This is a genomic window from Flavobacterium sp. AC105 (assembly GCF_979258495.1).
Genome location: NZ_OZ409860.1, coordinates 1,844,530 through 1,858,102, shown reverse-complemented (window position 1 = coordinate 1,858,102; position 13,573 = coordinate 1,844,530). Strand labels below are relative to the sequence as shown.

General features: G+C 33.3%; 10 protein-coding genes. 4 read left to right on the top strand and 6 right to left on the bottom strand.

Annotation, left to right across the window (positions count from 1 at the left end; all coding sequences use genetic code 11):
• Window positions 1–202: 202 nt before the first annotated feature.
• The 3 genes from ACZ0AH_RS08305 to ACZ0AH_RS08295 form a co-directional block, all read right to left on the bottom strand.
• A complete protein-coding gene (locus ACZ0AH_RS08305) occupies window positions 203–1,231 on the bottom strand; it encodes a glycosyl hydrolase family 18 protein (protein WP_463475335.1) in 1,029 nt (342 codons plus the stop codon).
• Between the two features lie 88 nt (window positions 1,232–1,319).
• Entirely contained in the window at window positions 1,320–2,840 is a 1,521-nt protein-coding gene (locus ACZ0AH_RS08300) for a SusD/RagB family nutrient-binding outer membrane lipoprotein (protein WP_463475334.1), read from the bottom strand.
• An 11-nt stretch (window positions 2,841–2,851) separates the two neighbouring features.
• Window positions 2,852–6,040, bottom strand: coding sequence for a SusC/RagA family TonB-linked outer membrane protein (locus tag ACZ0AH_RS08295; protein ID WP_463475333.1), 3,189 nt, complete (start codon window positions 6,038–6,040; stop codon window positions 2,852–2,854).
• A gap of 269 nt (window positions 6,041–6,309) precedes the next feature.
• On the opposite strand from ACZ0AH_RS08295, the gene ACZ0AH_RS08290 reads away from it, so the two are divergent.
• The 3 genes from ACZ0AH_RS08290 to ACZ0AH_RS08280 all read left to right on the top strand — a co-directional run bounded on the left by ACZ0AH_RS08290 (window position 6,310) and on the right by ACZ0AH_RS08280 (window position 9,692).
• The gene (locus tag ACZ0AH_RS08290; RefSeq protein ID WP_463475332.1) at window positions 6,310–7,362 is read left to right on the top strand and encodes a sensor histidine kinase; all 1,053 of its coding nucleotides are present in this window, start codon (window positions 6,310–6,312) and stop codon (window positions 7,360–7,362) included.
• Window positions 7,352–8,053 (top strand): LytR/AlgR family response regulator transcription factor, encoded by a 702-nt coding sequence (locus tag ACZ0AH_RS08285; protein WP_463475331.1) that lies wholly within the window; start codon window positions 7,352–7,354, stop codon window positions 8,051–8,053. Before ACZ0AH_RS08290 ends, ACZ0AH_RS08285 begins: the two co-directional genes overlap by 11 nt.
• A gap of 169 nt (window positions 8,054–8,222) precedes the next feature.
• Window positions 8,223–9,692: an MFS transporter gene (locus ACZ0AH_RS08280; RefSeq protein WP_463475330.1), complete on the top strand. Its 1,470-nt coding sequence runs from the start codon at window positions 8,223–8,225 to the stop codon at window positions 9,690–9,692.
• A 92-nt stretch (window positions 9,693–9,784) separates the two neighbouring features.
• Here ACZ0AH_RS08280 and ACZ0AH_RS08275 read toward each other — a convergent pair whose 3' ends face one another.
• Window positions 9,785–10,279: a hypothetical protein gene (locus ACZ0AH_RS08275; protein ID WP_463475329.1), complete on the bottom strand. Its 495-nt coding sequence runs from the start codon at window positions 10,277–10,279 to the stop codon at window positions 9,785–9,787.
• Window positions 10,280–10,366: 87 nt separating this feature from the next.
• A complete protein-coding gene (gene fsa / locus ACZ0AH_RS08270) occupies window positions 10,367–11,023 on the bottom strand; it encodes a fructose-6-phosphate aldolase (RefSeq protein ID WP_056249767.1) in 657 nt (218 codons plus the stop codon).
• Between the two features lie 249 nt (window positions 11,024–11,272).
• On the opposite strand from fsa, the gene ACZ0AH_RS08265 reads away from it, so the two are divergent.
• Complete coding sequence (locus ACZ0AH_RS08265) at window positions 11,273–12,589, top strand: GAF domain-containing sensor histidine kinase (protein ID WP_463475328.1); 1,317 nt, start codon at window positions 11,273–11,275, stop codon at window positions 12,587–12,589.
• 90 nt (window positions 12,590–12,679) lie between these two features.
• On the opposite strand, the gene ACZ0AH_RS08260 is transcribed toward ACZ0AH_RS08265, so the two are convergent.
• A complete protein-coding gene (locus tag ACZ0AH_RS08260) occupies window positions 12,680–13,483 on the bottom strand; it encodes an SDR family oxidoreductase (protein WP_463475327.1) in 804 nt (267 codons plus the stop codon).
• Between the last annotated feature and the right edge of the window lie 90 nt (window positions 13,484–13,573).

Below are 13,573 nucleotides of genomic sequence, written 5' to 3'. Positions count from 1 at the left end.
ACTATATGGTTTTTAGTATTTCTTAGCATTTTATCCATCAAATTAACCTTTTATCTGAAAAATATTAATTATTAAAGAAATCTCTAAAAGGCTGATATTTAAATATTAATCAAGATTTATTTAACAATATATTTAGTTTTTAAACAATAAGGGTTAATAAATGCTTATTAATTATTTGAGAATAATTAAAATCCATTTATTATTAATTGCCACACAATCCTGTTGTTTTAAATTTTAGACTGGAATATTTTTTATGGATAACATCTAATAAAGAATATTCTGTAAAGGAATCTTGCGCTAATTCCCAAATCATAATTCCGCCTGCATTTTGAGATGCAAATTCTACCTTTTGAGAAATCGTAGACCTTCCGTTATAATATATTTTTCCTAATTCGTCCTGATCGGCAAATTGGGTTCCTGCTTCGACTATTTGTCCGTAAGTTGCACTCGTAACATTATTTGTATAAGTAAAATTATAACCATAAAAAGGAACTCCGAGCGTTAATTTATCACTGGAAACGTTTTGAAGTTTATGCCAAAAATCAATTCCATCTTTCGAATTACTCATTGAACTGTGTTGACCGGGGTTATTGGGTGTCCATGGTCCTGTACTATCATAAGACATGATATTCAGAAAATCGAAAGCATTTAATGCCTGACTGCTAATATTTTCAAAACGGGAATTATTGGGTAATGCAGCTGTTAATATTTTTTTATGTTCAGTAAGTGTTTTTCTTAATTCTAAAACAAAACCGCTATAACCTGTTGTTACTGCGTCCCATTCAAGATCTACATCAACGCCGTCTAAATGATGCAATTCAACAAAATTTATTATGTTTTGAATTAAAGCTGGCCTGTTTTCGGGTTTATCAATAAGAAAAGACCAATTTGCCGCTTGTTCTTCTGATATAACTCCGCCAGCGAGCGAAATACTTATTATAATATTAGGATTAACAGATTTTGCATATTTAATAAGGGCATCAATATCTCCGCTAAATTTTAAACTTCCATCTTTATTTGGGTTTGCAAATGCAACATTAAGATGTGTCAATTTGCAAAACTGAATTGAAGTCATTTTATTGAAATTATCCGTAGATAAATAGCCAACAACTCTGGCTGTTTTTGTTTTTGAATTTTCAATAACAGGCTCTTTTTCTGCAGAACAGCTATAGGCCGAAAAAAGAGAACTTATAAAAAAAAGGATGCCTAATAAGGCTTTATTTTTTATCATAATTTTTAATTTAAACTGTTGTTTTTAATTTTAATTAGAATGAAAATAACACCTCATTAGGCATAACTTTATGTTTGGGATTTATTTTTTAGTTTGCATCCCACCAAACTTTACCTAACCAATCGTTTTTACCTCCCATTCTGGAAATTGCATCTAAATAATTTTTTTGGTTTTTCTGCATTTCATCGTTTGGATAATATAAACGGGTTGGCGTAACACCTCCTGTTTCAGAATCTGTATTTGTTATTGGAAGTAAATGCGGATATCCAGTTCTTCTCCAGTTTGAATAGGCTTCAATACTATTGAATAAATAAGTAATCCAGATTTGTGTTCCAATTTGTTCTTTTTCTGTTCCGGCAACTAAAGGTTTAGCATTTACATACGCATCAATACTTGCCTGACTTGCAGGAGCAGCACCGTAAATTTCTAATTGTTTAATACCTGCTTCAACTCCTTTTTTGTAATAATCTGCTGCAGAGCCTGAAACCCATCCTCTGTAAGCAGCTTCTGCTAATAATAATTGGGTTTCTGAATAACTTACATGCAAAAACGGAGTTGTTCTTAATTTTAAATAAGGCTGTATTCCTGAAGCCGAATTTGATCCTCCGGGAAGTTCCCATCTAAATACGCCTGGCCTAACTCCTTCATATAATGTTTCGCCCGGTTGTATTGGTGACCAGTAAACTACACTACTGCTTGTTTTTGGAGTTGCGATCATCGTTAATCTCGGATCTCCGTTATTTCTTAGATAATCAATTAATAAAGAACTAAAATGATCCCCATCTTCATCAGAGATAAATCCGTAAGACAATCCGTTTCCTCTAAAATCCAGTTTAGAAGGATCATCATTAAATGGAAAATCTAAATGATGCATAATACAGTTGTCTGCATTGCTTTCGAAAACGCCATTTTGTAGCGCTGCTTTTGCTTGTTTTTCCGCTTCGGCAGGTTTTACTTCAGAAATTCTCATAGCCAGACGCAAGCGCATCGTATTGGCTAATTTTTTCCATTTTGAAATATCTCCATTATAAAACAAATCTCCTTTTACCAAACCTCCTGCTGCATTAAGCTGATTAAAAGCTTCGTCTAACTCTTTGAAAAAAGCGGTATAAATATCTTCTTGTTTATCATATTTAGGCGTTACAATTCCTTTAGAAAAAGCCAAACCAGCTTCTGAATAAGGAACATCTCCGTAAATATCCGTTAAACGCTGCGCGATCATTACTTTCATAATTTTAGCTACAGCATTCATATTTACAGCTGCAGGATCTGCGCTTGTTTTGTCAAGTATATCTACAATACTTTTCATTTCATGCGCATATGCATTTCGCCACAAGGCAACGGCATATTCTTCACTGTTTATAAATTTGTTACCGTATTGTGTTACAGCCCACGAACCCGCATAATGCTGTACAAAACCTCCGGCATATATCAAATTCGTTCTGTGTTGGTAATATCCGTCACCGGACATACACAATTGCGTAAAGGTTAGCTGGCCCGCAGGATTTGGAGATAACGCCACCGGATCTTTTATCAGTTCGTCAAAATTTTCTGTACAGCCAACCACCGTAAACACTGCAAGTATGGCTATTATATATTTGATTTTCATAATTTACTTTTTTAGAATGTAATTTTAATATTAAAACCATATGATTTTCTTGATGGCAATGATCCATATTCAAAACCTTGTCCGTTTCCTGAAGTATACATAGATTCCGGATCAATATTTGGCAGATCTTTATTAAAAGTCAATAGATTTCTTGCAAATGCAGAAACGTAAATTGAATTTATTTTTGCTCCGCCAAAAACACTTTTAGGTATTGTATATCCTAAACTTACCTCTCTTAATTTTACGTAAGAAGCATCATATATAAAAGGTGCAGGAGTATTATCAAAAACATTAGTCCAATAAGTCTGAGGATCTACAGGCGTTGTATTTTTTACATAAACCGGATTATCAGCCGTTCCCGTATTTACAACTCCATGTGCTACATATCCAGCTGTAGGAACCCATGTTCCCACATTAAAATTAGGATCACTTGCTGCCGCTTGCGCCCTTGCGGCATTATATTCATCTCTTCCTTCTGTAGTAACATCTAAAAGTCCTTTTGTTGCAGCAACTGAATTTGTCATAGAATATACATCCATACCAAATTTCATATCTAATAAAAATTGAAGCGTTATCCCTTTATAAGAAAATCGGTTTGTTAAACCTGCTGCCCAATCCGGTAGACCTTTTCCTAAAGTAACTTTCGTATCTGTATAAGTAGGAAGCCCGTTTGCGCCTACAATCATTTCTCCTGAAGGTGTTCTTTGAAAATCTTTTCCAATAATAGTTCCGTATTGACCGCCAACTTGCGCTACGATTGCTGCTCCGGCCCAACGAGCCTCAGAAATAGTATAGGTATTAATATCCGGGTGCAAAGAAAGAATTGAGTTTTTATTCTTAGAAAAGTTCAAATCGATTCCCCATTCAAAATCTTTAGTTTTTATTGGTGTGCCTGATAAAAAAACCTCAATACCTTCGTTACGTAATTCTCCTGCATTTACAGAAAGAAATTCATATCCTGATGTTGCAGAAGATGCTAAATCAAGTGTTTGGTCTGAAGTATCTTCACGATAAACCGTAATATCAGCTTTCAATCTGTTTTTGAAGAAAGCTGTTTCCAATCCAAATTCGATTCCGGTTTTAGATTGATAAGTAAGATTGGCATTTGGTGCCGATGTGTTTTTAATATTTACAACACTTTGTCCGTCATAAGCAGAATAAGTAGTATAATTTAATGCATTTTTATAAGCTCCCGGTGCATTGGAAACTTTTGCAATCGACGCTCTCAATTTACCATAAGAAAAAGTATCGTTCTTGATATTAAAGGCGTCAGAAAAAACAAATCCTAATGAAGCTGCAGGATAAAAAGCATCTTTGCTAATAACACTAAACCAGTCATTTCTTCCTGTAAACTCAGCATATAAATATCCTTTGTAATCAAACTTGGCTGAACCATAAACAGAATTTGTTCTTGTTTTAGTTTCCGATGGTGCATTGATGGTCTGAGTAGAAAAATTACTAATATATTCTGTTCCCGGCTGAATAATATTAGTTCCCTGACTAGAATTTTCAGATCTTGTAAAATCTCTTCTGCTTGTTCCTAAAATTCCGGAAAAAGTAAGATCCGTAGCTAGTTTAATTTCACTAAAAGTGGCAATAACATCCGTATTCATTTCAGAAACCGTAATATCATTCAATCCAAGATATCCATTGTCTCTTCCTGGCCACGTACTTCCAGGCGCCATAAAATCTTTAGAACCAAAAACATAAGTATCTAAACCGGTTCTAAAAGTTAATCCAACCCATTTTTTAAGCTGATACGTTCCGGCAACATTTCCTGTAAAACGGTTTTTCTTAGAAGAGTTGTGATTTGCATCTACCGTAAAATATGGATTCAACTGATAAATATTATTATTCCATTTATAAACTTCTCCTGTATCAGGATTTCCGTAATTTTTTAGCCATGCCTGATCAATATTCGGCGCAAGACCGCTTAAAGAATAACCCACATTATTTGGCGAATCTCCCAAGCCTGGTCTGTTTTGTGTATTTTCAATCATGTAATTTACATTGGCATCCAAAGTAAATTTATCTGATTTTAAAGTCGCATTTAAAGTTGCATTATTTCGTTCTAAACCGGAACCCGGAACAACATCATCATTTTTCAGATTGTTAAATCCAAAACGAACATAAGCATTTTCACTACCTCCTGAAAGCGCAATTCCGTTCGTTGTTGTAACGCCGGTTTTAAAAAAGTCCTGAATATTATTTTCAACCTTAGCATAAGGTCGCATAGAACCGTCAAATATTTTAACCTGCTGCCCTACAGTTTCAGAGAATTTAGGTCCCCATGCACTTGTAGTATAGCCGTAAATTTCACTAGGTGCTTTTGCAGGATCCGGCAAAATTCCGTGTGATCCCGTTCCATATTCATCCTGAAAATCTTCATATTTAGCATTTACTCTGTCAAAACTTACACCACTGGTTAATTCTACCTGTAATTTTCCTTTGCTTCCTTTTTTAGTAGTAATCAAAATTACACCGTTTAACGCTCTTGAACCGTATAAAGCAGATGCAGCTGCTCCTTTTAATACGCTCAGGCTTTCGATATCATTTGGATTAATGCTCGATAATCCGTCACCGTTATCTCTTCCGTCGAACCATTTACTGGCTGCGGCACTATCATTAGACAAACCTGTATTATCAATAGGAACTCCATCTACAACATAAAGCGGTTGATTATTCTCGCCTATGCTTGAAATACCTCTAATAATAACCCTTGCACTTCCTCCTGCACCTGTAGCAGGCATAGAAACATCAACACCGGCAATTTTACCGGAAAGAGCCGAAGCAACATTGGTCGTAATTACCTTATTCAGTTGGTCTCCTTTAATATCCTGAACAGCATAACCCAGTTCTTTCTTTTGTCTTTTGATACCTAATGCAGTAACAACAACTTCACTTAAATTTTGTGCATCTTCTGTGAGCACAACATTAATTGCAGCAGAACCGGCCACAGTTACGGCTTTAGTTTTGATTCCGATATACGAAAAAACAAGCACATCTCCTGTGGCGGCCTGAATCGTATAAATTCCGTCATAATCACTTTGGGTTGCAGTTTTTGTGCCCTGAATACTAACAGTTACTCCTGGCAACGGCAATCCGTTTTGATCGCTTACTAAACCTTTGATCGTCTTTACCTGTGCAAGCGAGACATGCGCGGTAAAAACAAACATAAAGATTAACATAATTTGTTTCATTTTGTCATGGTTTTGTTGGTTAAGCGCTAAATATATTGTTAAAATTAACATAAATAAAACATTTTAAACAAACAACGCCAAATCTTAAACAAACGACACAAAACATTCAATAATGCGTTTTACGAAAACGATGTTCCCTAAAAATAATATATCATTTATCTTTTTTTTCAAAATTTTATTCAAAAGAATTGCGTTTTAGCAACTAATTGTTTAAAGTTGCAGAATATTTAAAGACAAAAAATAAATAACCTGTAATATCACCCATCAAATTGGACGAAATTCGAAAGTTGAACTTTGACATAAAACTTAAAAATCATGTTTGGTTTTGGGGCAGTTATTTCACCCTTAACTTTTTAAGATGGGGCGCGTACTTTAATGATTATCCTTATTCTTTCAAATCTAACCTGATTGAATTTTCATTACACATTCCGTTAGTCTATTTTAATCTCTTTATTCTGGTCCCTAAATATGTTTTAAAACAAAAATATATTCAATACACTTTTGCTTTATTGGCGAGCCTTTTTTGTATTTATTTATTAAAAACGGCTCTTACCTATTATATTATATCCGAAAATATCTGGCCGGAAGCCAATCGTGAATATCATCCTTTTGAAATTAACCATATTGTTGCAGTTTGTATTGGCGAATTATATGTTCTCGCAATGGCATCTTCCGTTTATCTTACTTTAACCTGGCTGCGGGAGCGCGAAAGAAACAGGTCTTTAAGAGAAAATCAGTTTAAGATTAAATTGAAATATCTTGAAAACCAGATTCAGCCTCATTTTTTCTTCAATACCTTAAATAATCTGTATGCGTTATCATTAGAATCTTCCAATAAAGTTCCGGATGTTATTATAAAACTGTCAAATTTGATGGAATATGTTTTATATGATGTAAAGGGAACCAAATTTGTTCCTCTGATAAAAGAAATAGATTACATTCAGAATTATATCGAAATCGAGAAGTTACGCTTTGAGAATGTAGAAGTTACGATTAACCTCGAATCTGATATAGAAGATGTTATGGTTCCTCCTTTAATATTTATCTCATTGGTCGAAAATGCCTTTAAACACGGGAGTTTGAACAATCATAACTTAAAAATTAAAATCAACTGTAAAGTTATAGACAATAAAATGTTAGATTTTGAAATCCTAAATAATTTTGTAATTTCACAAAATCTTAATCAAAAGGGCGGAATTGGATTAGCCAATACCAAAAAGAGATTAAAGCTAATTTACAAAAACGATTTTAGTTTAAAATATACCACTAAATTAAATTACTATATAATCCGTTTGCAAATACCTATTCATAATGAAGATTAAATGCGTGTTGATTGATGACGAACCATTAGCTATCAAAGTCCTGCAAAATTATTTTACCAATTTTACAGATTTTGAAGTTATTGCCACATTTAATAATTCTTTAGAAGCACTTGATTTTATCAACGGCACATCTGTCGATGCTGTTTTTCTGGATATTAATATGCCTATGATGACGGGATTTGAATTGATTAGTTTAATCGAAAACAAAACCAAAGTCATTATCACCACTGCTTTTAGGGAATTTGCTGCTGAAAGTTATGATCTCGATGTTCTGGATTATTTAGTAAAACCTATTCCGTTACCCCGATTTATAAAATGCATTAATAAAATCACAACCGAATACAATTTAAAAAACAATATTAAGGTAGAAACTACCAAAGGAGATTCTCATATTTTTATTAAAGTGGATAAAAAAATGATGAAAATTAATATTGAAGAAATTTTATTTGTCGAAGGAATGAAGGAATACATAAAAGTTGTAACTCCGGATAAAACTTATATTACCCACAAATCTTTAACTTCATTATCTGAAGAATTACCTGCTGATCGCTTTTTACGCATTCATAAATCATACGTAATTGCGTTAAATAAGGTGAAATCTATAGAAGGAAACCGAATTCAGATTCAGTCCTACACCATTCCTATTGGCAGAAACTACAGCAAAGAGGTAAAAAACAAGATTCTCGAATAAATATTTAACATTTTATAACTCCATAAAAACTAACACTTTGTTGAATAAATAATGTTGTTCGTTTAAATTTAACATTATTTTTTATTAATTATTTTTTTTTGATACACTTAACAAATATATTTACGGTCTTCAAAAAACAAATTAAATAAAAAATTAACCTCTTTAAATTATGAGTTCAGAAAATGTTCAAACCAAATGGGGACAGTTTATCTCTTTGATAATCGTCTTCTTCTTTTGGGGTTTTGTTGGTTCAGCCAATGATATCCTGATTCCAGTATTCAAAAAAGTATTTACTTTATCTCAAGTACAATCACAATTGGTGGCTTGGGCATTCTACGTTTCTTACTTTGTAGGATCCATAATTTTCTTCATAATATCTTTAAAAGTAGATATTTTACAAAAATTCGGATACAAGAAAACCCTTTCCGCTGGTTTAGTTCTTTCAGCTTTTGGTTCGTTTTTATTCATTCCTGCTGCAACTATGGAAAGTTTTCCATTTTTCTTAACCGCTTTATTTACTGTAGGTTTAGGATTTTCAATTCAACAAATCGTAGCAAATCCTTTGGCTATTAAAATGGGAAGTCCTGCAACCGGAGCTCACCGTTTAACACTAGCAGGAGGTATCAACTCTTTCGGAACAACAATTGGAGCTATTCTATTAGGAATTGCTTTATTTGGAATGGGAGATGACAAAAAAACATCACTTTCATTAGAAGATATTAAATTACCATTCATTATTCTTGGGCTAGCTTTTATCGCTGTTGCCATTTTCATGAACTTCTCTAAAATTGAAGATCCTGCAAAAGAAGAGGAAGAAGTAGTTAAAGTTGCACATGAAAAATTCAACATATTAGATTACCCACAATTATACTTAGGTATGTTGGGAATCTTTATTTATGTTGGAACTGAGGTAACTATCATTAGTAATTTACCTGCCTTATTACATACTTCTGAGTTTGGTAATGTATTAGAAGATGCTATTGCTCCATTTATTTCTCTTTATTGGGGAAGTTTAATGATTGGCCGCTGGAATGGTGGTGCAAACGTTTTCAACACTTCAAACCTGGTAAATACAGCACTTAAATTTATTGTTCCTGCTTTGGCATTTGGAGTAATTATTGGCGCTAACATTTTTGCTGCACACGACGTTTCTTCATTCTATATTTACCCAATCTGGATCTTGCTATTTATTGCTGTAAGTTTTGTTGGAGGTAAAAATGCCGGAAAAACTTTAATGCTTTTCGGAATCTCAGGTTTATTAATGATGTTAGCAGGGTTGGTTTGCCCAGATCCACAAATTGCTAAATTCTTCTTTATCTCAGGAGGTTTATTCTTGTCTATCATGTGGCCATCTATCTTCGATTTAGCGATTGCAGGTTTAGGAAAAAATACCGGAAAAGCATCATCTTTCTTAATCATGATGATTCTTGGAGGAGGAGTTATTCCTTTGGTTCAGGGAAGTATCTGTGATATTGACCTTACTAGTCCTAATGGAATTTTCGGAATTACATGGACACATTTCTCTTATATCGTACCTTTATTAGGTTTTGCATATTTAGGATTCTACGGATTCTATTGTCCAAAAATCTTAAAAAGACAAGGAATTGATCACGTTCAAGGCGGTGGCGGAGGTCACTAAACTTTTATAAAAAATTCCAAATTTTTAAATTCTAAATTCCAATTTAACCAATTGGGATTTGGAATTTTTTATTGTTATTTTTTTTAAAATTTTTATTTCGCAGTAATAATTGCATTTAGGTTTTTCTTAAATATCGCTTTATTTTGATCTGATAAGGTATAAACAACATCTTTATCAGCATGAACAATAACTTTATCGATATTAGCTTCTAAAAGTGCTTTAGGATCTTTAATTTTAAGCGTACAAGCGCCGTCAAAAAAGCCGTCATCTTCAATAATTTTTTTCCCTTCAATCACAGTTCCGTCACTCAAAACTGCCGAAATTGTCATGGAATTGTTTAATGTCTTAGAATAAAAACCATCCATAACCAGCATTAATCGGTACGAATTTTTCATTTCCGGACCTTTAAACTCATGGCGCGTAATATTATAACGCAAGCCTTTTGCCAGAGTCTGAAACTTTACAGAACAATCCAATTCAAAAGTTGCCACATCACCAGCATCATTTACACTTGTCAAAATCTTAGCTTGTGCATTTGCATTTAAGTGAGCAACTAATAATATCAAAATTAGCATTACTTTTTTCATATGTAGTTCTTTTTGAGACATATAAAAATAAAAAAAATCGCCATGTTAGTACAAACATGGCGATTTAAATTAAATTTGAAGGATATATTATTTATTTCCTTTTTCAAAATCAGCAACAAATTGAGCCAATCCAATATCCGTTAATGGGTGTTTCAGCAAACCGTAAATTGCAGAAAGCGGCCCAGTCATAACATCAGCACCAATTTTAGCACAGTTCACAATATGCATCGTGTGACGCACAGAAGCTGCCAAAATTTGAGTTTCATATCCATAATTATCATAGATTGATCTAATTTCTTCGATCAGGTTCAAACCATCTGTAGAAACATCATCCAAACGACCAATAAAAGGCGAAACATAAGTAGCTCCTGCTTTTGCAGCCAATAAAGCCTGACCTGCAGAAAATACAAGCGTAACGTTTGTTTTAATTCCTTTATCAGAGAAATATTTTGCAGCCATTACACCTTCTTTAGTCATTGGCAATTTAACCACGATCTGATCGTGTAATTCAGCCAATTCCTCACCTTCTTTAATCATTCCATCATAATCCAGCGCATTTACTTCAGCACTTACATCACCTTCAACAAGGTTGCAAATGTCAACATAATGCTTCAAAATGTTATTTTTTCCGGTAATACCTTCTTTCGCCATCAAAGACGGGTTAGTTGTTACACCATCCAAAACACCTAAAGCCTGTGCTTCTTTAATCTGAGCTAAATTAGCTGTGTCAATAAAAAATTTCATAAGTATATCTATTTAATTGTGTTCAGTTTTTGGGCGTTCCCTAACGGTCGGGCTCTCAGCTTTATCTTTGTTCCGTTTCACTTCACAAAAGGATAACGCCTCCATCCCTAACGCAAATTCGGTGCAAAATTACAACTTATAATCTCAAAAAATAAAATCTAAAAGAATAATTCTAAATTCAAATATTTAACCATTCAAAAACGTTTAATAAAAAAAGCGTAATTTTAAAAAAATAAATAAGCTCCCAAAGTGTTAGAAGAAAATTTTCAACAAGACATCAATAATATTCAGAATATTTTAATTGTTCCAACTTTACTCGATGTAATTTGCCAGACTACAGGAATGGGTTTCGCAGCAGTAGCAAGAGTTACAGAAGATCGCTGGATTACTTGCAGTGTACTCGACAACGTTTCATTTGGTTTAAAACCCGGAGACGAATTACAAGTTAAAACAACAATTTGCAACGAAATCAGACAAAATAATAAATCGGTAATTATTGACAATGTAAGCGAAGATGATGAATTTCGCGATCATCATACTCCCGCAATGTACGGTCTGCAAAGTTATATTTCGGTACCAATTATCCGCAAAGACGGAAGTTTCTTTGGAACTTTATGTGCAATAGATCCTAAACCAAATGAATTAAAAACATTCAAAGTCCGCGAAATGTTTAATTTATTTGCCAATTTAATCTCTTTTCATATTGCCAATATTGAGGAAGCGAATGAGAGCAAATCTATTTTAAAAGAAAAAAGCAGTCTTCTTGAAAAAACAAAAATTGAGAAAAAAGAAGTCGAAAGATTAAAATCAGGCGTTGAAAAAAAATTGATCGAGAAAAATATTTCACTCGAAAAAATGAATGACGAGCTTGAAGCTTTCAATTATATCTCGAGTCATGATCTTCAGGAACCTTTAAGAAAAATTCAGCTTTTTACAGACATTATTGAGCGTGATGAAGTTCAGAATTTATCAGAGAAAGGAATTGCGGCATTTCATAAAATTCGATCTTCGGCCCATAGAATGCAAAACCTGATTAATGATCTTCTCACTTATTCTAAAACAAAATTTGATGATCGAAAATTTGAATTAAAGGATCTTAATATAATTGTAAATGACGTAATAAATGATCTTACAGAAGAAATAGAAAATAAAAATGTAGACTTTAAAATAGATGCATTAGGTTCTCTTTCGATAATTGAATTTCAGTTCAGACAATTATTATACAATCTGATAAGCAATTCACTAAAGTTTTCAGTACCAGACAAAAAACTAATCATATCTGTATCAGCAAAAGTCATAAATGGTTCTGAATTAATACATGAAAAACTTTCTCCGGAAACTCAATATTTTCAACTAACAGTTGCAGATAATGGTATTGGATTTGATCAGTTATACAACGAAAAGATATTTGGGCTTTTTCAGGCACTACATACAAAACCAACAAAAAGTACAGGAATTGGACTTACAATCGTAAAAAGAATTGTAGAAAATCACAACGGATTTATAAAAGCAGAAGGGATTTTAAATCACGGAGCAAAATTTGACATTTTTATTCCGTTAGAATAAAAAAGTTCGCAAAGCTTTGATTCGATTAGCTTTGCGAACTTTTTCTTTTTATAATACCGAAAAACTTTGCGCGCTTTGCGGTAAAATTTTCTATAGTTTATAATGATTCATTAACATTTTTTCATACATTTTATCCGGAAGCGCACGTTTTAGAACGATCGAAAACTTCTGCATAAAAACCCCTACTTTATAATGCACTTTTGGACTTTTTTGCTGCATGATTTTATAAACTGCTTCAGCCATTTCGTTCGGATTACTTCCTGCATCAACATGTTCGTTCATCGTTGCAAGCGTATCTCCATAAACTTTTTCATAAGCAGAACCTTTTATAACCGGAGCATGAAAACGTCCCGAAGCAATATTAGTAGCAAAATCACCTGGTGCAACGTTTGTAATTTCAATTCCAAATTGTTTTACTTCCATTCGTAAAGCCTCTGTAATCAATTCTAAAGCTCCTTTTGATGCCGAATAAACACTTCTATAAGGCAATCCCATATAAGCAGCAATCGATGTTATATTGATAATTAAACCTGATTTTTGTTCACGCATTTGCGGCAAAACCGCTTTCATAACCTCGATTGGACCAAAAAAGTTGGTTTCAAAATTGTTTTTGATTTCCTCCATCGGAATTTCTTCCAAGGGTCCTGTAATTCCAACACCGGCGTTATTAATTACAACATCTAATCGTCCGGAATTCGCAATAATTTTAGCTACAGCCGATTTAATTGATTCGGCATTTCGAACATCCAGAGCCACAAGTGGGAAAATAGAATTCAGTACTTTTTCAGGATTTCGGCTTGTTCCGTAAACAACGAAACCTTTTTTTTGTAAAAATTCTCCAATAGATTTTCCAATCCCTGAGGATCCTCCGGTAATTAAAACGACTTTATTCATTTTGAAAAGTTATGAGTTTTTGGTTATGAGTTATGAGTTTTTGGCATTATTATTTCATCGGAGCCAAATATACAAAACAAAGCTTATTTT